Origin of the sequence: Saccharothrix deserti, assembly GCF_009769385.1 — a bacterium.
Taxonomy (GTDB): domain Bacteria; phylum Actinomycetota; class Actinomycetes; order Mycobacteriales; family Pseudonocardiaceae; genus Actinosynnema; species Actinosynnema deserti.
In genome coordinates this window covers 196555-216474 of the sequence record NZ_VKAB01000016.1, presented here as the reverse complement: position 1 = coordinate 216474, position 19920 = coordinate 196555, and the positions used below count along the sequence as shown (strand labels likewise).

Below are 19920 nucleotides of genomic sequence, written 5' to 3'. Positions count from 1 at the left end.
CCACTGCCGGCCCGATGAAGGACCGACATGACACCACGTTCGGCACGCGTCGCGGCGATCATCGCCTGCGTTCCACTGCTCACGAGTTGGGCGCTCGTCTCCCCGGGAGCCGTCGCCGCACCCGTGGCACCCGCCTTCCCGGGAGCGGTCGGGTTCGGCGCGCAGGCCACCGGAGGGCGCGGCGGGCAGGTTTACCACGTGACCAACCTCAACGACTCCGGCCCGGGGTCGCTGCGTGACGCGGTGAGCACCGGCCCCCGGATCGTCGTCTTCGACGTCGGCGGGTACATCGAGCTGCGGTCGCCGTTGGGCATCAAGAGCAACATCACGATCGCGGGGCAGACGGCGCCGGGCGAGGGCATCGCCACCCGCGGCTACCAGGTGTCGACGTCGAGCGCTACCAACGTCGTCATCCGGTACATGCGCTTCCGGCACGGCCTGACGCCCGAGCAGAACCGCGACGGCGTGACGATCAACGAGGGCCGCGACCAGATCTTCGACCACGTGTCCGTGTCGTGGGGGCGCGACGAGAACTTCTCCATCAACAACAGCAGCAACATCACGGTGCAGAACTCGATCATCTCGGAGGGCCTGGACCCGCACTCGTGCGGCGGCCTGGTGCAGAGCGACGGCGTGACGATCTACCGCAGCCTCTACGCCCACAACAAGACCCGCAACCCCAAGGTCAAGGGCCGCAACCAGTTCGTCAACAACGTCGTCTACAACTGGGGCTCCGACGCCTACATCGAGGGCGACTCCGCCGGACGCAGCGACGCGAACGTGGTGAACAACTACTTCGTCAAGGGCCCGTCGACCGGATCGGGCAGCCCGTTCACGCGGGGGAACCTCAACTTCCACATCTACGCGGCGGGCAACTACCACGACGGCAACAAGAACAAGGTGCTCGACGGCGTGCCGGTGACAACGGCGGACCTCGGCAACGTCGTGGTGGAACCCACCCCGTTCCCGTTCCCCGCGATCAAGGACGCGCCCGCCGCGGAGGCGTACCGCACCGTGCTCGCCCAATCCGGGGCGTCGCTGCGCCGGGACACCATCGACCGACGCGTCGTCGCCGGTGTGGCCAACGAGACCGGTGCGATCATCACCGACCCGGCGAGTGTCGGCGGGTTCGGCAGTCTCATCGGCGGCACAGCCCCGGCCGACACCGATCGCGACGGCATGGCGGACGCGTGGGAGCGGGTGAACGGCCTCGACCCCGCCGACGCGGGCGACGGCGACGACCTCGGCCCGGACGGCTACACCAACGTCGAGAAGTACCTCAACAGCCTGGCCCCGTGACCGCGAGCCGTCCGCGACGGTGCAGCGCGGCGCGCCGCACTACTGCGTGGGTGTAGGTCAGCTCTCCGTTGCCGACCTGGAGCATGTCGGGGTCGTTGAAAGCGCCGGGGCGGGCGTACCCGTCCAGGCCGACCTGCCCGGTCGAGGGTGGACAGCACGGACGCCCACGTGGGCACCAGGTCATCGGTGGTGCGCCACAGGTGCGCGATGCCGGGGCCCACTCCCAGGGCTTGAAGTGCCCGTACTCGGAGATCGAGTACACCACGGGCACGCCGGTCGCCCGCAGCGCCTGCCGCATACGGCGGAAGGCGGGTTCGGGGCGGAGCCCGTCGTTGATGTGGGCGCGGCACCAGTCGTACTTGAGGTAGTCCACGCCCCACTCCGCGAACGTCTCCGCGTCGGTGGTCTCGAAGCCCGGTGTCGCTCGTCCCAGCCCTTTCATCGGGTCGTCGTAGGAGTCCTGAATGGATTGTCTTCCGGCGATCGGTGTCACGAGAAGTTGCGCGAAAAGCCTCCGTGGGGCCTGCGGCGGCGTTTATCCACTCCACCGCCGGTGTGTGTCCGGCGTGAGGTCCTGCGGTCGGGATCGTGGTGAACCCACCCGCGTGCCGGGCCGTATGAATCGTTGCACGCCTTTCCAGTCGAGTCGAGGGGCCGGTGATCCGATGCCCGACGGAAAACCAGGTGTGATCATTAGCACACACCGGGTGGCGCCGGGTCGGATGGAGGGTTTCTCGACATCGGTAAAGGGCCTGCTCGGCGCCGCGTCCAGATCACCGGGTTATCTCGAAGGCAGAATGGAGAAAGCATCGGGCGATTCCGCGACGTGGCTGGTCATCTGCTGGTTCGACAGCGTGGAGAACGTCACCGCGTGGGGGCAGTCGCGGTTGCACGAGACCTGGCGCGAATACATCGGGCGCTTCGCGACCCCCGGCGGCGTGGGCGTGTCCACGACGGCACCCCCGGCGGACGTGCCGGCTCCACCCGTCCCACCGGCGGCGCCGAGCCCACCACCGCGGTGGAAGATGGCGCTGATGACGCTGACCGGGGTGTTCCCGGCGGTGCTCCTGGTCAACGTCACCGTCATCCCGCAGGTGGCCGGCCTGCCGCTCGTCGCGCGCACGTTCGTGCTGTGCGTGTGCGTGACGGTGCTGATGACCTGGGTGCTCATGCCGCAGGTGCAGAAGCTGCTCGGCCCGTGGCTGCGCCGGGGCACCGCTCCCGTGGCCCCGCCCAGTGGTGACGACCAGCCCGACCTCGACGTCGCACCCACCTCGACCTCACACGGACTCCGACCCGTGGCGGTGCCTGCCGACAACGGCGCCCGATCGGGTTCACGACCACCCAGAGCCGCGCGGGCACGGCACGCCGCCCCCGCGACCTCCCCTGGCGGACAGCAGTCCCGATCGCGTCGCCGCTGACGCGATCGCCGGACGACCCCGCCACCACGAACACCGGAGCGTGATCTGTGCGGACCCTCCTCATCGACAACCACGACTCGTACACGTACAACCTGTTCCACCTCGTCGCGGGCGTGAACGGGGAAGAACCCCTCGTGCTGCGCAACGACGACCCGGAGTTGTCCAGGCTGTCGTTCGACGAGGTGGACAACGTGGTGATCTCCCCGGGACCCGGTCGACCGGGCCGGGACCGGGACCTCGCCGGGGCGAACCGCTTCCTGGACCAGGACGTGTTGCCGGTGCTCGGGGTGTGCCTCGGCCACCAGGGGTTGGGGTTCCAGGCCGGCGCGCAGGTCGCGTTCGCGCCGCAGGCCCGCCACGGTCATCCGACCACCGTCACCCACGACGGGCGCGACCTGTTCGCGGGAATGCCCCAAGGGTTCACCGCGGTGCGCTACCACTCGTTGTGCGTGCGCGAACCGCTGCCACCGGAACTGGAGGCCACCGCCTGGGCGGAGGACGGCGTGCTGATGGGGCTGCGCCACCGCTCCCGTCCCCAGTGGGGGGTGCAGTTCCACCCCGAATCGATCCTCACCGAGTGGGGAACCCGGCTGGTCGCCAACTTCCGGGCGCTCTCCGAGGTGGCGAGACCGTCCATCACGGTGCCCGGTTCCCACCCCACACCTGCGGAAACGATGAACGACACGCCCGTCCGGCACACCGGCCACCGGCTGCACACCGCGGTGCACCGCGGAGTCGTCGACCCGGAGCAGGTGTTCGCGAAACTCCACTCTGCATCGCCACGCGCGTTCTGGCTGGACGGCGCCGGAGCGGGGGACCGGGGGGCGCGCTTCTCCTACCTGGGCGACGACACCGGTCCGCTCGCCGAGTACCTCAGCTACGACGTGGATGCCGGTGTGCTGACGGTGGAGCGCGCGGGTCGACCGGCGATCAGGCTGCGCGAAGACGTGTTCGCCTACCTGCGGCGTGGTCTCGAGCAACGCGCACACCCGCGGCCGGACCTCCCCTTCGACTTCACGTGCGGCTGGGTCGGGTACTTCGGGTACGAACTCAAGGCCGTCCTCGGTGGCCGGGCCGCGCACCGCAGCAGTACCCCCGACGCCGCCTGGTTGTTCGCCGACCGGGTCGTCGTCATCGACCACCACGAGCACACGGCGTACCTGCTCTGCCTCGCCGAGGACACACCGGCCGCCGCCGAGGAGGCCACCGCCTGGCTCGACGCGACACTCCGCGTCCTGTCCTCCCTGTCGTCGCACCAGACACCTCCCGCCAAAGCCCGGCTGTACTCGTCGACCCGGCAGGCCGACGACGCCGTGGAGATCACCGAACGCTGGCTGCTGCGCGAGGCGGAGGACTACCGCACGGATGTCGTTTCCTGCCAGGAGCAACTGCACGCGGGCGAGAGCTACGAGATCTGCCTGACCACGGCGGTGGAACTGCCCGCGACGTCCGGCTCCGCCGACTACTACCGGGTGCTGCGCCGGGTCAACCCCGCGCCGTTCTCCGCCTACCTGCGCTTCGGCGAGGTCGACGTGGCCAGTTCGTCACCCGAGCGGTTCCTCCGGGTCGGCGCGGACGGGGTCGTGCAGGCCGAACCGATCAAGGGCACGGCCGCACGCGGGGTGACCCCCGAACAGGACGCCGCGCTGCGCGACGGCCTGGCCGAGGACCCGAAGACGCGCGCGGAGAACCTGATGATCGTCGACCTGCTGCGCAACGACCTGGGCCGGGTGTGCCGGGTGGGCACGGTGGAAGTGCCGGAACTGATGGCGACCCGCTCCTACCAGACCGTGCACCAACTCGTCTCGACGGTGCGCGGCGAGCTGAGGCCGGGGCTGGACGCGCTGGACTGCGTGCGGGCCTGCTTCCCCGGCGGGTCCATGACCGGTGCGCCCAAGGAACGCACGATGGAGATCATCGACGAACTGGAGTCCGGCGCCCGCGGCGTGTACTCCGGCGCACTGGGCTTCCTGAGCTGCAACGGGTCCGCCGACCTCAGCATCGTCATCCGCACCGCGGTCTTCGCCTCCGGACGGGTGCGGATCGGAGCCGGCGGTGCGGTCGTGCTGGACTCCGATCCCGAGGCGGAATACCGGGAGATGCTGCTCAAGCTGGCCGCGCCGATGCGGGCGTACTGGGATTCCGGCGCGCACCAACCGGCCGCGGTGCTGCCCGCCGAGCCGCGCGTGTCCAGGGGCAGGCACGCCCGCCGCCGACGTGCCGCCGCACGGCGCACCGAGGTGGAGGCCGGCTGATGGGCGGGGTCGACAACGCGGCGCACGTGCTGGCCGCACGCGCCGAGCGGTTCGGCTGGTCGTCGCAGCCCGCCTACCTGGTGGGCGACGACGTGTGGACGCACGGTCGGGTGCACGACTGCGCCGCGCGGGCCGCGGGCGTGCTGCGCGACCGCGGCGTGAGCCGGGGTGACCACGTGCTGCTGGCCGCGCCGGACGGTGTCGCGTGGGTGGTCGCCTTCCTCGCGATCGCGCGGCTGGGTGCGGTGGCCGTCCTGGTGAACCCCGAGCTCACCCCGGCCGACCACGAACTGCTGCTGGAGGACTGCGGCGCACGTGCCTGCGTGACGGGTGCGGCGTTGGAGGACCGCTTCGCGGGCCGCACGTGGATCGACGTCGACCGCCTGATCGGCCGGGCCTGGGCGTCCGCGGTCGTGCCCGCGGCCGACGTCACCGCGACGAGCCCGCTCTACGTGCAGTACACGTCCGGGACCACGGGTCACCCGAAAGGCGTCGTGCACGCCCACAAGGACCTCGACCTGTACGGCACATCCGTGGCACGCGACGTGCTGCGCATCGGGCCCGACGACATCGCGCTGTCGGTGTCGAAGATGTTCTGGGCGTACGGCTTCGGCAACGCGCTGGTCTTCCCGCTGCACTCGGGTTCGGCCGCGGTCCTCGCACCGCACCGCCCCGGACCGGAGGAGATCGTCGACATGGTGGCCCGGCACCGGGTGAGCGTCCTGTACTCGGTGCCTTCCTCCTACGGGGCGCTGGCGTCCGCCGACACGCGCGGTGCGCTGACATCCCTGCGTGTCGCGGTGTCCGCCGGCGAACCACTGCCCGACTCGCTCGGCGCTCGGCTGAAGGACCTGGGCGTCGAGGTGTTGGAGCAGATCGGCTCCACCGAGGCCGGACACGCGTTCTGCGCCAACCGGATCGACGACAACACACCCGGCACGCTGGGCCGCCCGGTGCCCGGCTGGGACGTGCAGGTGCGTGATCGGCACGGCCGACCCGTAGACACCGGCGCCGAGGGCGAACTGTGGGTCCGCGGCCCGACGCTGTTCTCCCACTACCTCAACCAGCCGGAACTCAGCGGGAGAACACTCGTCGACGGCTGGCTGGCCACCCACGACCGGGTCCGCCACAACGCCGACGGCACGGTGAGCCACCTCGGCCGCACCGACGACATGGAGATGGTCGGCGGGATATCCCTGTCGCCACTGGAGGTCGAACGGGTGCTGGCCGCGCACCCCGTGGTCCGCGAGGCCGCGGTGGCCGCCGTGCTCGACCACCAGCACGCCTCACGGCTGCGGGCGTTCGTGGTCCCCGAAGGCGGGACCGAACCCACACCGGAGCTGGAGGCCGAACTGCTCGCCTGGACCCGGTCCCGGCTACCCGCGTTCAAGGTCCCTCGCACGGTGCGGCTCGTGCACCGGTTACCGAGGACCGCCACCGGCAAGTTGCGTCGGCACGTCGTGCGCACGGGTTCCTGGTGACCTGTCCGCCCACTATCCACAGAGGAGTTACCGTGCAGCAGAAGATCTTCTCCGGCAGTGGTTTCTACATCGGGCAGATGTTCCGCGAGGCGGCGGACCGCCACGGCGACGTGCCGGTCGTCCTGGACCGTCCGCTGGACGTGGCTCCCGAGGACGGGCTCCAGCACACGTACCGGTCCATGGCCGATCTGGTGGACCGGCTGGCGGACAAGCTGTGGGCGGCCGGGGTCAGGCCCGCGAGCCACGTCGCGGTCCACAAGAGCGACAACGCGGACATCGCGCTGCTCGCCTGTGCCGCGTCCCGCATCGGTGCGGTGCCCGTCCTGTTGTCGCCCGGTCTGGACGCCGTCGCGGCGGGCATCCTGCTCGGCAGGCTCGACCGGCCGTTGCTGGTCACCGACGAGACGACGTTGTCGCGGCTGATGGCGCACACCGACATCTCCGGGCTGACCAGCAGGCGGATCCTGGTGAGCGGGTCGAGCCGCGATGCCGTGGCACTCGCCGACATCCTCGTGACCAGACCGGCCAAGCCGGTTCGGCTGTACCCCGACGAGCCCGCGCTGATCACGCACAGCTCGGGCACCACCGACGTGCCCAAGCTCGCCGTGCACTGCCCCCGGGCGCTGTGGAACAGGTTGGTGCCGCAGAAGGTCATGGCGCTCCCCGTGCGCGGGGAGACGGCGGCCTTCTGCATGTCGTTCGTCCACTCGCGCTTCTACCACGCTCTCGGCACGTTCCTGTCCGGCGGCAGCCCGTTGCTCCTGCTCGTGAACCACGACCCCGCCTCGGTCGGCCCGCTGCTGACCCGGTGGAGGCCGGGTGTGGTGGAGACGCACCCCAACACGTTCGTGCTGTGGGAAGACCTGGTGGACGCCCCGGGAGAACCGTTGCGCGACGTCCGCTGCTTCAGCAGCACGTTCGACGCCATCCACCCGCGCACCGTGCAACGGCTGCTCGGCGCGTCCCAGCGGCGCGGGAAGTACCTCGTGCAGCTCTACGGGCAGAGCGAGACCGGGCCGGTGGCCGTGCGCGTCTTCACCGAGCGAGGCGCGTTGCGCGGCAACGGACGGCTGGTGGGCATGGGCATCCCCGGCTTCACCAAGGTCCGGATCACCGACGATTCCGGCGCCCCGGCGCCACGCGGAACGGTCGGGCACATCGAGGCGCGCACCCGTGGCCGGATCCTCACCTACCAGGGAGCGCAGGACAGGTTCGACGCGCAGCTCAACAGGCGCTGGTGGCGCATGGGCGACATGGGCACCCGCAGCTGGTGGGGCGGACTGCACCTGATCGACCGCGAGATCGACCGGATCGACGACGTGGACAGCAACCTGCGGATCGAGGACGTGCTGATGTCCCGGCTGGACGAGCTGCGCGAGGTGGTCGTGGTTCCCGGCGCGGGCGGGGTGGCGGTGCCGGTGGTGTGCACCCGCACCGGGGCGCCGCTGGGGCCGGCCCGGTGGCGGCGGGCGACGGCCGACCTGCCGAACCTGGGCGCACCGCAGCAGTGGGCGTTCGACGACCTGCCCAGGACGTCGACGTGGAAGATCAAGCGCGTGGCGCTCGCCCAGTTGATCGCCGCGGGGGACAGCGCGGTGGCCCGTGGCTGAGGCGGCGGGGCCGGTGATCGTCGTGGGCGCGGGCCCGGTGGGGCTCTTCGCGGCGCTGGCCCTGCGCGCCCGGCGGATTCCCGTGGTCCTGCTCGAAGCCGACCCCGCCGACCGGGTCCGCACCGGCAGCCGTGCCCTCTACGTGCACGGCGAGTCGCTGGCGCTGCTGGAAACCACCAGCCCGGGTCTGGGAGCCGAGGTCGCGGCACACGGCGTGCTCTGGAACGTCCGGCGCACCCTGTACCGAGGGCGGCAGGTGTACGCGCGGGAGTACCCGGCGCGCGACGCCTCCCGCGGCCTGCCGCCGTTCACCAGCCTGCGGCAGAGCGAGACCGAGCGCATCCTGCGCCACGCCTGTGAACGGGCAGGGGTGGAGATCCGGTGGAACCACCCGGTCACCGAGGTGTCCGCGGACTCCGACGGGGTCATCGTCACCACCGCCGGTGGTGAGACCTGCTGGGGCAGCCACGTCGTGGGAGCCGACGGTGCCAGGTCGACGGTGCGCAAGAGCACGGGCGTGCCGTTGACCGGCTCGGCCGCCTCGGACGGCTTCCACGTGGTCGTCGACGTCGCCGACGAGCCCGGCGGCACACCGAGCCTGGAGCGGGTGATGCACTACGAACACCCAGCCGCGGACGGCCGCGGCGTGCTGATCGTGCCCTACGCGTCGGGCTTCCAGGTCGACGTGCAGAGCCGTGCCGGTGACGACCCGGACGTCATCGCCTCGCCGGCGGAGGTGCGGCGGTGGCTGCCCGACCTGATCGGACCGACGCCGACCGCGCGCATCACCGCGATCTCGGTGTACCGGTTCCTCCAGCTCATCGCGGACGACTTCACCGACCCGCACCGGCGGGTGCTGCTCGTGGGGGAGGCCGCCCACCTGTTCCCGCCCTTCGGCGCACGCGGCATGAACAGCGGTTTCGTCGACGCACGGGCGGCGGCGGACGCCATCGCGACCGGCCGCCGTTCCCCCGGGGCGAACGCCGACGCCGTCTCCGAGTTCGTCACCGCCAGGCGTGCGGCGGCGCAGGTCAACAGCGCCGCCGCGGGTGCGGCACTGCGGCACCTGCGTCCGCCCAGCGCGGCGGCCCGGCTGCGGCGGACGGCGGCGGCACGCCTGGCACCGGTGGTGCCGAGGTTCGGTGAGTGGCTGGAGCGCGCACCCTACGGGCCGCGACCAGGGGTTTTGACGAGCGGGACGGGTATCTGAATGAGAATCGACGACGGGTCTCTGCTGGTGGCCGACTCCTGGCTGGTGCTGAACGGGGCGGTGCGGTCGCTGGATCGGCACGTCGTCAGGTTCACCCGGGCCTGTCTGGAGCTCGGTGCCGTCACACCGGACGAGTTGCACGCGTTCTGGCGCGATGCGATCGCCGTGCTGCCCCGCTCGGGCGCGTGGTTCCCGCGGGCGGAGCTCATCGGTGATCCGCCGGCGCTGCGCCTGCGGATCCGCCGGGCGCCCGCGCGCGGCGGATCCGTGCGGGTGTGGGTGCCGGACGCGGCCGATCACCGGCGCAGTCCGACCCGCAAGGGACCCGACCTCCTCGCGATGGGCCGACTGCGTGCCGAGGCGGCGAACCACCAGGCCCAGGAAGCGCTGCTGCGGACGGCGGACGGCATCGTGGTCGAAGCGGCGACGTCGTCGATCCTGTGGTGGGAGGACGACGTGCTGTGCTCGCCTCCCGAGGAGATCCCGGCGCTGGTCGGCACCACCGCCGAGCTGGTGAAGGACCTGGCCAGGGCGAACGGGATCCGGACGGATCGCCGTGCCCGCCGGGTCGAGGAGTTGGCCGACCGGGAGGTGTGGCTGCTCAACGCCCTGCACGGCATCCGGTTGGTGAGCGGGTGGGTCGGGTGCGACGTCCCGGCCGGCCGCGGCACGCGCGTGCGGCAGTGGCGGGAGCGGGTCGAACGGCTGCGCACGCCGCTGGACCCGCTCTCCGCCACGCTGCCGTGTCAGCTTGAGGTCGTCGTGGACGGCTGAGCGGCGGGGACCATGCGAGTGCTGATCGCGATGCGGTTGTAGGAGTTGATCACGGTGCTGACCCAGATGAGCGCGGCGAGCGCCTGCTCGTCGAACTCGCCGGCGGCGGCCCGGTACACCCCGTCCGGCACCCGTCCGTCGTGCACGAGGGTGATCGCCTCGGCCAGCGCGAGCGCGGCCTTCTCCCGCGCGTCGAACAGCGGCGACTCCGACCAGCCGCTCAGGGCGGCCAGCCGCTGCTCCGACTCGCCACCGGTCCGGGCGTCGCGGGCGTGCAGGTCGATGCAGAACTCGCACCCGTTGATCTGCGAGACGCGCAGGCGCACCAGCTCCAGCAGCGCGGCGGGCACCCCGGCACGCGCCGCGGCGTCCGCGGCCGAGAGGTGCAGCGCCCGCATGGCGGCGGACACGTCGGAGGTGACCGTCTTCAGGTTCACCCGCGGCTCACTCGAAATGGTTGACATGCCTCGATACTAGCGAAACCCGCCCGACATTTCCCTTAGCTGACAACAGGAATCCCCACTACGTCCACAATGGACGTAGTGGGTGGAAGGCTGCCTGTCGAGCCGAGCGATCAGCGGAAGTAGCCGTCGAACATGATCCTGCTGATCCCGGTCGTGGTTTCCATGCCCACGTCGTAACCGTTCTCGACCACCTGCGTGTTGTTCATGACCGCGAGGGTGTAGCGCTCGTCGGGGCCGACGAAGCCCACCGAGTTCATCAGCCACGAGCCGTCGTCGTTGTCGTCGGACCAGCCGTTCTTGTTGCCCGGTCGGGCCGCGGAGCCGGCTCCCCACACTCCCCACTGCTGGTTGACGTCGACCGAGCGCATCTCGTTGACGATGTAGTCGCGGTGGGCGGCCGGGAGTTTGGTCAACACGTAGTTCATCAGCCGGTCGAGGTCGTCGGCCGTGGTGAGGATCCAGCCCCAGTGGTGCGGGTGCTCATCGGTGAACCGCATGTCGGTCATCCCGTAGGAGGGGAAGCGGGCCGCGAACTCCTGCTCGCCGCCGTATCGGGTCCACAGCGCGTGCGCCGCGTTGTCGTCGCTGGAATTCAGCATCCGGTGCATCAGGTCGCGGTCCTCGGCCGTCAGCGTGATGGCACCGGCGTCGTTGCGCAGCAGCAGGTCGACGACCATGGCGAGTTTGGGGGTGGAACAGGCCCAGACCAGCGTGTCCGAGTCGGTGTTGCGCCAGACCGCACCGGTCTTCCGGTCCCGCACCACGATTCCGGCGAAACCGGGGCGGCTTTCCGCATAGGCGTTCGCCCGGAGGATCCGGCCCAGCAGCTTCGGGTCGAAGCGGCCTTTGTGCTCGCCCTGGCCGGCGTAGTCGTCCTGGCCTGCCGAAACCGCGGCGGCGGCAGCAGGCGCGGCACCGGCCACCGGAGCGGCTACCGGGACGGAACAGGCGGCCACGAGAAGCGCGGCCGTGATCCCTCGTTTGTTGATCACACTCATAGCGGCGAAACGTAGCAGGATCGCGCACATACCAGATGGAAAAGACGGGTGATGATGGTCATCATAACAAAACAAAGACGATGACAACCTTTTCTCGTGCACCCCTGGTTATCAGTGGATATATCGCGGAACCCGCCGCGCCGCGGTCCTCGACCGGTGCTCACCCCTTGACCGAGCCCATGGTGAAACCGGCGACGAACCGGTCCAGGAACAGGTTGAACACGAACGCGATGGGCACCGCGACCGCCACGGTGGCGGCCTGGAGCGACTGCCAGAAGAACACGTCGCCGCGCACCAACTGGGTGGGCACGCCCGTGCTCACCGGCATCTCCTCGGTAGGCGCCACGAACGCCAGCGCGTAGATGAACTCGCTGGCGGTCAACGTGAAGGCGAACACCACGACCGCCACGATCCCGGGGAACACGAGGGGGATCACCGCTCGCACGAACGCGCCCAGTCGGCTGTACCCGTCGACCATCGCCTGCTCCTCGATGTCGCGCGGAATCCCCTTGAGGAACCCCATCAGCAGCCAGACCGACACCGGGATGGTGATCGTCGGGTACACCAGCACCAACGACCACGTCGAGTCCTGCAGGCCGATCGCGACGACCACCCGCGACAGGGACAGGAACAGCAGGCTCGGCGGCACCAGGTAGACGAGGAAGATGGCGACGGCCAGCGGCCCGGACCACGGCCGGTCCAGGCGCGCGAGCGCGTACGCGGCGGGCAGGGCGAGCACCAGCGTGATCAGCACGACCAGGACGCCCACCCACAGCGTGTTCCAGGTGAAGGTGAGGAACGCGGTGTCGGTGAACAGGTAGGTCACGTGGTCGGGAGTGGCCGGGCGGTTGAACACGAACGGGTTGTTCGTCGGGTCGTAGAGGTCCCGGTTCTGCTTGAACGCCGTGACCAGGCTCCACAGGAACGGTCCGGCGCACAGCAGGGCCGCGACGATCGCGGCGACGTACACGCCGATCCGCGCCGAGACGCGCCGGACCGCGTACCTGTTCATCACCACACCTCGATCCGGCGCACCACGCGGAGGATCGCGATCGCGGCGGCCAACAGCAGTGGGAAGAGGAACAGCGCGATGGCCGCGCCCTGCCCCACGTCGCCGCCCTCGATGCCCCGGTAGAACGCCCAACTGGCCAGCACCTGCGTGGCGTCGTTGGGACCGCCCCTGGTCAGCACGCGCACCACCGCCATGTCGGTGAACGTGAAGACGGCGCCGAACAGCGCGGCGACCGCCGCCACCGGCAGCACGAGCGGGATCTTGATCTCGAACATCCGGCGCCAGTACCCCGCGCCGTCGACCATCGCCTGCTCTTCGATGTCACGGGGTATCGCGACCAGCCCCGCCATCATGATCACCGCCGCCAACGGGGTGAGCCGCCACACGTGCACGGCGATCACCGACGTCATCGCCAGACCCGGTTGGCCGAGCCAGTACAGGTTCTCGCCCGGACCGAGGAAACCGAAGAAGCGCAGTACCCAGTCGATCGGCGAGTAGATGGAGTCCAGCAGCCACAGCCAGGAGATCGACGACAGCGCGACCGGCGTGGTCCACGGCAGCAGGACCAGGAACCGCACCAGCCACTTGCCGCGGAAGTCGGCCACCAGGATGTTCGCCAGCACCTTGCCCAGCACCACGATCAGCACCATGGAGATCCCGGTGAAGACGAACGTGTTGCCCAGTGAGCGCCAGAACACCGGGTCGTCGAAGACCCGTTCGAAGTTGCGGCCGCCGACGTAGTCGTAGGACGGGTCGCCGGCGCTCACGTCGGACAGCGCGAACGCGATCGCCAGCGCGAACGGCACCGCGACCAGCGCGACGATGTAGAGCACGCTGGGCAGCAGGAAGAGCCAGGCGAGCAGCCCCGCCCGGTCCGCGAGCCTGGTCGCCACGTCAACCCTCCAACCGGACGGGTTCCGCGCGCAGTCCCGTTTCGGCGTCGAAGAACCGCAGTCGACGGGCGTCCACCGCGAAGTCGTGCGTCTCCCCGGCCGCGATCGGCGTGTCCACCGTGGCGGGCAGGCGGGCGACGACCCTGGTCTCCTCGCCGATCCGGGACGCCACGCCGTACACGTGCCGGTCGCCGGACAGGTACTCGATGCGGTCCACGGCCAGCGGCACGCTCACCCGATCCGGCGAGCGCACGTCCTCCACGGGCAGCAGGTGTTCGGGCCGGAACCCGACGAGCCGGCCTTCGCGGGTGACGAGGTTCATCGGCGGCGAGCCGATGAACGTCGCGACGAACGTGTCGGCCGGGTCGTCGTAGACCTCCACCGGCGGCCCGACCTGGCGCACCTTCCCCGCGGCCAGCACGACGATGCGGTCACCCAGGCCCATCGCCTCGACCTGGTCGTGGGTCACGTAGATCGTCGTGGTCCCGATCTCGGCCTGGAACCGCTTGAGCTCGTCCCGCGCGCTGGCGCGCAGCTTCGCGTCCAGGTTGGACAGCGGCTCGTCGAGCAGGAACACCTGCGGCTCGCGCACCAGCGCCCGCGCCAGCGCCACCCGCTGCCGCTCGCCGCCGGAGAGCTGTCTGGGCTTGCGGCCCAGCAGCGGCCCGATGTCCAGCAGCTCGGCCGCCCACCGCACCTTGCGGTGGCGCTCCTCGGGCGGCACGCCCTGGGCCCGCAGCGGGAAGATGATGTTCGCGAACACCGTCTTGTGCGGGTAGAGCGCGTAGCTCTGGAACACCATGGCGATCTTGCGGGCGCGCGGCGGCAGCCGGGTCACCACCCGGCCGCCGATCAGCACGTCGCCGCTCGTCGGCACCTCCAGGCCCGCGAGGGTGCGCAGCAGCGTGGTCTTGCCGCAGCCCGACGGCCCGAGCAGCACCAGGTACTCGCCGTCGCCGGCGGACAGGTCCACGCCGTCGATCGCGTGCACCCGTCCACCGTCGTAGTGCTTGACCAGCTCGCGCACCTCGACGACGGCCATCAGCCACCGACCAGTCCGGCGGCCCGCCACTTGTCGAAGATCGCGGTGACCTGCTTCTCGGCGTCGGCGACGGACTGCTGGGGTGTCGCCTCGCCCTTGACCGCCCTGGCGAACATGTTGGGGATCACGAACGTGTTGAACACCTCGCCGATCGCGGTGCTCGCCGGTCCCGGGTGCCCGATGTTCGCGCTCCACGGGATCGCGTCGGCCAGGAACGCCAGCTTGTCGGCCGGTTGGGCGCCGAACGGGTCGCTGGTGAGCCACGCGTTCCGGTTCGGGGTCAGGCCGTCCCACGCGCAGAAGTCGTACAGCTTCGAGTGGTAGGTCGCGGACGCGAAGTTCGCCGTGTAGTGCAGCAGGAACTCCTTGGCCGCGTCGACCGCCGTGACGTGCTTGGGGATGATCCAGTTGTAGAGCACGTGCTGGGCGGCGAGCGCGGTCTTCGGGCCGCGCAGCGCGGGCACGAAGAACACGTCGTCGGCCACGGCGGGGTTGGAGCCCTGGGCGGTGCGCCACGCCGAGATCGAGTTGACGATGTACGACAGCTTCCCGGACACCAGCCCCTGGTTGTTGCTCGCCGCGTTCCAGGAGAAGACCTCCGGTGTCATGGCCTGCTGGTAGAGCCTGGTCATGTACTCGACGGCCGCGACCGTCTCCGGGGAGTTGATCACCACCTTCTCGTTCTCGTCCTGCTCGGACGCCCCGTAGGACCACATCAGGGCGCGCAGCACCATGTTGGAGTCGATCTCCTGCGACATGCCGAGTCCGAGCTGGACGCCTTTGTCCGACTTGATCCGGGCCGCGCCTTCGAGCAGCTCGTCCCACGTCGTGGGGCCGTTGGGCAACCCGACCGGCTCCCACAGCGACTTGCGGAAGTTGCCCGGATCGGGCACCCACCCCGGCGAGTAGGCGTAGAACCGGTTGGTCGCCGGGTTGAAGCTGGACTTGCGGCACAGGTCGAGCTGCGCGCCCCAGCGGTCGTTCGCCTCGTCCACGAGGTCCTTCAGGTCGTGCACGCTGGGCTCGTACTGGGACAACGTCGCGATGTACTGGATGACGTCGTGGCCCTGGCCCGCCTGGACCTCGGCGGCGATGCGGGTCGGGATCTGCGCCTGGTCGATGTGGTCGACGGTCACCGCGACCCCGACCTTGCCGCCCCAGTCCTTGGCGAACTTGTCGAACCACTCGTCGTGGCTGGGCACGAAGTGGCTCCAGAGCAGGATCTTCAACTCACCCGAAAGCTTGGTCCGCGGGTCGCTGAACGTCTCCTGTGGTGCTCCGGTGGACGGTGGCTGGATCGGCCCGCCGCTCTCCTCCCGTGCACACGCTGTGCCCAACGACGCGGCCACCGCCGTCATCGCGGCGGCCCGCAGCACGTCTCTCCGGGTGCGAGGCGTGTCGAACAGCCCATCGTTCATCGCTCGCTCCTCCCGCGGGGGAACTCCATGAAAGGTATCCTCTTTGTGAGCTGAATCACAACTGGCGAGAGGGGTGGGCATGGTCGCCACCAGTACCCACTTCACCAGCGAAAAGGCACCTTGCGGGCGGTTGAAGGACGGGGAGCACCACCGCGAGGACGACGGCGACGGCTTCATCGTCGACCACGTCGACTACGCCTGCGGCTGCCGTCGTTCCCGGCACGAGTTCCACGACGGCAGCGTCCGGATCAGAGTCGTCCGGCACGACGGGAAGGTGCTGAGCGATGAGCGCAGCGCCGACCACGAAGCGTGACACATGAGCACATTTCACAATGTGGTCGTGGTCGGCGGTGGCGGTGCGGGTCTGCGCGCCGCCATCGCCGTCGCGGAGGCGAACCCGCGGCTGACCGTGGCGGTCGTGTCCAAGGTGTACCCGATGCGCAGCCACACCGTCTCCGCCGAGGGTGGCGCCGCCGCGGTCGCGGGCCCCGACGACAGCCTGGAGGAACACCTCTACGACACGATCTCCGGCGGCGACTGGCTGGTGGACCAGGACGCCGCCGAGGCGTTCGTGCAGGAGGCGCCCCGCGAGCTGCTGAGGCTGGAGCACTGGGGCTGCCCGTGGAGCCGGCAGCGCGACGGGCGCATCGCCGTGCGCGCGTTCGGCGGGATGAAGAAGAAGCGGACCTGGTTCGCCGCCGACAAGACCGGCTTCCACATGCTGCACACGCTGTTCCAGACCACGCTGTCCAACCCGGACGTCGTCCGGTACGACGAGTGGTTCGTCACCTCGCTGCTGGTCGACGACGGCCAGGTCTACGGCGTCGTGGCGATCGAGCTGGCCACCGGCCGGGTCGAGACGGTGATCGCCAACGCCGTCATCCTGTGCACCGGTGGCTGCGGGCGGGTCTTCCCGTTCACCACCAACGCCAACATCAAGACCGGCGACGGCATGGCGCTGGCCTACCGCGCGGGCGCGCCGCTCAAGGACATGGAGTTCGTCCAGTATCACCCGACCGGGTTGCCGTTCACCGGGATCCTGATCACCGAGGCCGCCCGCGCCGAGGGCGGTTGGCTGCTGAACAAGGACGGCTACCGCTACCTCCAGGACTACGACCTGGGCACACCCACACCGCACCCCGTCCTGCGCAGCATGGAACTGGGGCCGCGCGACCGGCTGTCGCAGGCGTTCGTCCACGAGCACGACAAGGGCCGCACGACCGACACGCCCTACGGGCCGATCGTCCACCTCGACCTGCGCCACCTCGGGGCCGAGGTGATCGACGCCAAGCTGCCCTTCGTGCGCGAGCTGTGCTCGAAGTACGAGAACATCGACCCCGTCAAGGAGCTGATCCCGGTCCGCCCGGTGGTCCACTACATGATGGGCGGCGTCCACACCGACATCCACGGCGCGACCTCGTTGACCGGGCTCTACGCGGCGGGCGAGGTCGCCTGCGTGAGCATCAACGGAGCCAACCGGCTGGGGTCGAACTCGCTGCCCGAGTGCCTGGTCTTCGGGGCACGGGCCGGACAGGCGGCGGCCGAGTTCGTCACCTCGACCCGGACCGCGCCCGGTGCCGCGGTCTACGCGCAGGCACGTGACGCGCAACGGCTGCTGGAGCGGGAGTTCGCCCGGCACGCCGAGGGCTCGCACATCGGGGGACGGGAGCGCATCGCCGACATCCGCACCGAGATGCAGACCGCGATGGAGAACGGCGCCGGCATCTACCGCGACGGCGAGTCGCTGGCCAAAGCCGCCGACCGGCTGCGGGACCTGCGCGAACGGTTCGGCCGCGCGACCGTCGACGACCGCAGCAGGACGTTCAACACCGAGGCGGTCGCCCTGCTCGAACTGTCGTTCATGCTCGACGTCGCCGAGAGCATCGTGGTGTCCGCGCTGCACCGCGGGGAATCGCGCGGCGCGCACCAGCGCACCGACTTCCCCGGCCGGGACGACGAGCGGTTCCTGGCGCACTCGCTGGTCCGCCGCACGCCCGACGGTGGCGGCCTCGTCGACTACATGCCGGTGAAGATCACCCAGTGGCCGCCGGGCGAGCGCGTGTACGGGAGGTAGCAGCCATGGCCGACACGATCACCATGCAGGTGGCGCGCTACCGGCCGGGGCAGGAGGCGGAGCCCGTCTTCCAGTCCTACGACGTGCCGCTGCGCAAGGAGTGGGCGGTGCTCGACGGGCTCAACCACATCAAGGACCACGTGGACGGGACGCTGTCCTACCGCTGGTCGTGCCGGATGGGCATCTGCGGCAGCTGCGGGATGACGGTGAACGGCTCGCCGGTGCTGTCGTGCGCCACGTTCCTGACCGACTACGCGCCCGGCCCCGTGCGCGTCGAGCCGCTGCGCAACTTCCCGGTGGTGCGGGACCTGGTCGTGGACATCGGCGATTTCATGGCCAAGCTGCCGTCGGTGAAGCCGTGGTTGATCCGTGACGACGAGCCGCCCGAGGGCGAGTACCTGCAGACACCGGACGAGTTGGACGACTACAAGAAGTTCAGCATGTGCATCAACTGCATGCTCTGCTACTCGGCGTGCCCCGTCTACGCCCTCGACCCGGCGTTCGTCGGGCCCGCGGCGATCGCGTTGGCCCAGCGCTACAACCTCGACTCACGCGACGAGGGGGCCGCGGACCGGAGGGACGTGCTGTCCTCCGCCGAGGGTGTGTGGGCGTGCACGTTCGTCGGCGAGTGCAGCACCGCGTGCCCGAAGGGCGTCGACCCCGCCGGCGCGATCCAGCGCTACAAGCTCACCGCGGCGACCCACGCTCTGAAGGACTTCCTCCTGCCGCGAGGCGCGCGATGACCTACGTGAAGCCGATCTCCACCTTGTGGTGGCTGCGGCGTCCGTCGTACTTCCTCTTCGCGCTGCGTGAGCTGAGCAGCGTCTTCGTCGCGTGGTTCGTCGTCTACCTGCTGATGCTCGTCTCCGCGATCAGTGCCGGACCCGAGGCGTACCACCGGTTCCTGGACTGGAGCACGGGCCGGGTGCTCGTGCTGAACGTGGTCGCGCTGCTGTTCGTCCTGCTGCACGCCGTCACGTGGTTCAACCTGGCGCCGCGGGCGATGGTCGTGCCGCACGTCCCGCCGGTCGTGGTCCTGGTGCTGCACTACCTGCTGTGGCTGGGACTGTCCGCTGCCCTGGCGTGGGTGGTGCTGCGATGAGGAGGCGATCGCCGGAACCGCTGGTGTGGCTGCTCTTCAGCGCGGGCGGGATGGCCGCGGCGCTGTCGGTGCCGGTGCTGCTGTTCCTGTTCGGCGTCGCGATCCCGCTCGGCTGGCTGCCCCGCCCAGACCACGCCCACCTGCTGACGGTGCTGCGCAGCCCGATCACGAAGCTCGTCCTGTTCGGACTGTGCGTGCTGGCGCTGTTCCACTGGGCGCACCGCTTCCGCTACACGCTCTACGACGGTCTGCGGCTCAAGAAGCTCAGCGGCCTGATCATCGTGTTCTGCTACGGCGGCGCGCTGGCCGGGTCGGCCGTTGCCGGCTACGTGCTGCTGCGCGCCTGAACGTCGGGACAGCGGTTCGACCGGCCGGTGGCGGGTGTCGCCGGACCGGGCGGCACCCGCCACCGCGGCGGGATCAGGTGCCGCGGGATCAGGCGCCTGCGACGGCCGCGCGGAGCCAGTCCGGGACGTGCTCGTCGGTGCGCGGGAAGATCTCCAGCTCCCGGGCGTGTGCCTGCGGGGGCGGCGGGGTGCGGAAGCGGGGCTCGTCCTGGCGGTTGTACTCGATCGAGTAGGAGTCCGGGTAGTCGAGCCAGTAGGTGGCGAGCAGCCACGTGCCGCGCTCCGGGCGGGCCATGCCGGCGCGCAGCCGGGAGAACAGGTCGACCACCTCGTCGGGCAGGTCCCAGCCGAACATGCCGCCGTTCGCCATGCGCAGCAGGCCACCCGCCTCGACGTGGTCGCCGAGGGCCTTGTGCTCGATCTGGAGGTGGTTCCACCCCGCCGGCAGGTCAAGCACGAGGCGTTGGGTGATCTGCTGGAGCAGTTCGTCCTGCTGGACCGGGTTGAGTGGTTCCGTCAT

At 70.2% G+C, this 19920-nt stretch carries 20 protein-coding genes; 12 read left to right on the top strand and 8 right to left on the bottom strand.

The annotated features are described in order from the left end of the window. Positions 1-27: 27 nt before the first annotated feature. Positions 28-1299, top strand: coding sequence for a pectate lyase family protein (locus FM051_RS26220; protein ID WP_202919030.1), 1272 nt, complete (start codon positions 28-30; stop codon positions 1297-1299). On the opposite strand, the gene FM051_RS26215 is transcribed toward FM051_RS26220, so the two are convergent. Then, on the bottom strand, positions 1280-1741 hold the full coding sequence (locus FM051_RS26215; protein WP_158847805.1) for an alpha-amylase family protein: 462 nt from the start codon (positions 1739-1741) through the stop codon (positions 1280-1282). The genes FM051_RS26220 and FM051_RS26215 overlap by 20 nt on opposite strands. A 355-nt stretch (positions 1742-2096) precedes the next feature. Between FM051_RS26215 and FM051_RS26210 the strand changes: the two genes are divergently transcribed. Genes FM051_RS26210 through FM051_RS26185 form a run of 6 tightly spaced genes read left to right on the top strand, consistent with a single transcriptional unit; the run spans position 2097 to position 10050 of the window. Then, complete coding sequence (locus tag FM051_RS26210; RefSeq protein ID WP_158847803.1) at positions 2097-2720, top strand: putative antibiotic biosynthesis monooxygenase; 624 nt, start codon at positions 2097-2099, stop codon at positions 2718-2720. A gap of 47 nt (positions 2721-2767) precedes the next feature. After that, the gene (pabB, locus tag FM051_RS26205; RefSeq protein WP_158847801.1) at positions 2768-4975 is read left to right on the top strand and encodes an aminodeoxychorismate synthase component I; all 2208 of its coding nucleotides are present in this window, start codon (positions 2768-2770) and stop codon (positions 4973-4975) included. Beyond that, positions 4975-6456 carry an AMP-binding protein gene (locus FM051_RS26200; protein ID WP_158847799.1) on the top strand — a complete coding sequence of 494 codons (1482 nt, stop codon included), beginning with the start codon at positions 4975-4977 and terminating at the stop codon, positions 6454-6456. The genes pabB and FM051_RS26200 overlap by 1 nt, the downstream gene beginning before the upstream one ends. A 32-nt stretch (positions 6457-6488) precedes the next feature. After that, positions 6489-8066, top strand: a complete 1578-nt coding sequence (locus FM051_RS26195; protein WP_238412657.1) for an AMP-binding protein — start codon at positions 6489-6491, stop codon at positions 8064-8066. Continuing rightward, positions 8059-9276 carry an FAD-dependent monooxygenase gene (locus tag FM051_RS26190; protein WP_238412656.1) on the top strand — a complete coding sequence of 406 codons (1218 nt, stop codon included), beginning with the start codon at positions 8059-8061 and terminating at the stop codon, positions 9274-9276. Before FM051_RS26195 ends, FM051_RS26190 begins: the two co-directional genes overlap by 8 nt. Continuing rightward, on the top strand, positions 9277-10050 hold the full coding sequence (locus FM051_RS26185) for an aminotransferase class IV (protein ID WP_158847797.1): 774 nt from the start codon (positions 9277-9279) through the stop codon (positions 10048-10050). Here the strand turns inward: FM051_RS26185 and FM051_RS26180 are convergent. The 6 genes from FM051_RS26180 to FM051_RS26155 form a co-directional block, all read right to left on the bottom strand. Next, positions 10023-10514, bottom strand: a complete 492-nt coding sequence (locus tag FM051_RS26180; RefSeq protein ID WP_158847795.1) for a carboxymuconolactone decarboxylase family protein — start codon at positions 10512-10514, stop codon at positions 10023-10025. The genes FM051_RS26185 and FM051_RS26180 overlap by 28 nt on opposite strands. Before the next feature lie 110 nt (positions 10515-10624). Continuing rightward, on the bottom strand, positions 10625-11512 hold the full coding sequence (locus tag FM051_RS26175; RefSeq protein WP_158847793.1) for a serine hydrolase: 888 nt from the start codon (positions 11510-11512) through the stop codon (positions 10625-10627). Between the two features lie 160 nt (positions 11513-11672). Further along, a complete protein-coding gene (locus FM051_RS26170; RefSeq protein ID WP_158847791.1) occupies positions 11673-12524 on the bottom strand; it encodes a carbohydrate ABC transporter permease in 852 nt (283 codons plus the stop codon). Continuing rightward, complete coding sequence (locus FM051_RS26165) at positions 12524-13417, bottom strand: carbohydrate ABC transporter permease (RefSeq protein ID WP_158847789.1); 894 nt, start codon at positions 13415-13417, stop codon at positions 12524-12526. Before FM051_RS26165 ends, FM051_RS26170 begins: the two co-directional genes overlap by 1 nt. 1 nt (position 13418) lies before the next feature. Continuing rightward, positions 13419-14459 carry an ABC transporter ATP-binding protein gene (locus FM051_RS26160; RefSeq protein ID WP_158847788.1) on the bottom strand — a complete coding sequence of 347 codons (1041 nt, stop codon included), beginning with the start codon at positions 14457-14459 and terminating at the stop codon, positions 13419-13421. Continuing rightward, on the bottom strand, positions 14459-15877 hold the full coding sequence (locus FM051_RS26155) for an ABC transporter substrate-binding protein (RefSeq protein WP_158847786.1): 1419 nt from the start codon (positions 15875-15877) through the stop codon (positions 14459-14461). Before FM051_RS26155 ends, FM051_RS26160 begins: the two co-directional genes overlap by 1 nt. A gap of 79 nt (positions 15878-15956) precedes the next feature. On the opposite strand from FM051_RS26155, the gene FM051_RS26150 reads away from it, so the two are divergent. The 5 genes from FM051_RS26150 to frdD are packed head-to-tail and all read left to right on the top strand — an operon-like array spanning position 15957 to position 19400. Continuing rightward, complete coding sequence (locus FM051_RS26150) at positions 15957-16190, top strand: hypothetical protein (RefSeq protein WP_158847784.1); 234 nt, start codon at positions 15957-15959, stop codon at positions 16188-16190. 3 nt (positions 16191-16193) lie between these two features. Beyond that, positions 16194-17951, top strand: a complete 1758-nt coding sequence (frdA, locus tag FM051_RS26145) for a fumarate reductase (quinol) flavoprotein subunit (protein ID WP_158847782.1) — start codon at positions 16194-16196, stop codon at positions 17949-17951. A 5-nt stretch (positions 17952-17956) separates the two neighbouring features. Then, on the top strand, positions 17957-18694 hold the full coding sequence (gene sdhB / locus FM051_RS26140; protein WP_158847780.1) for a succinate dehydrogenase iron-sulfur subunit: 738 nt from the start codon (positions 17957-17959) through the stop codon (positions 18692-18694). Next, the gene (locus tag FM051_RS26135) at positions 18691-19053 is read left to right on the top strand and encodes a succinate dehydrogenase/fumarate reductase transmembrane subunit (RefSeq protein ID WP_158847778.1); all 363 of its coding nucleotides are present in this window, start codon (positions 18691-18693) and stop codon (positions 19051-19053) included. Before sdhB ends, FM051_RS26135 begins: the two co-directional genes overlap by 4 nt. Then, positions 19050-19400 (top strand): fumarate reductase subunit FrdD, encoded by a 351-nt coding sequence (gene frdD / locus FM051_RS26130; protein ID WP_158847776.1) that lies wholly within the window; start codon positions 19050-19052, stop codon positions 19398-19400. Before FM051_RS26135 ends, frdD begins: the two co-directional genes overlap by 4 nt. Before the next feature lie 88 nt (positions 19401-19488). On the opposite strand, the gene FM051_RS26125 is transcribed toward frdD, so the two are convergent. Then, positions 19489-19920, bottom strand: a complete 432-nt coding sequence (locus FM051_RS26125; protein WP_158847774.1) for a hypothetical protein — start codon at positions 19918-19920, stop codon at positions 19489-19491.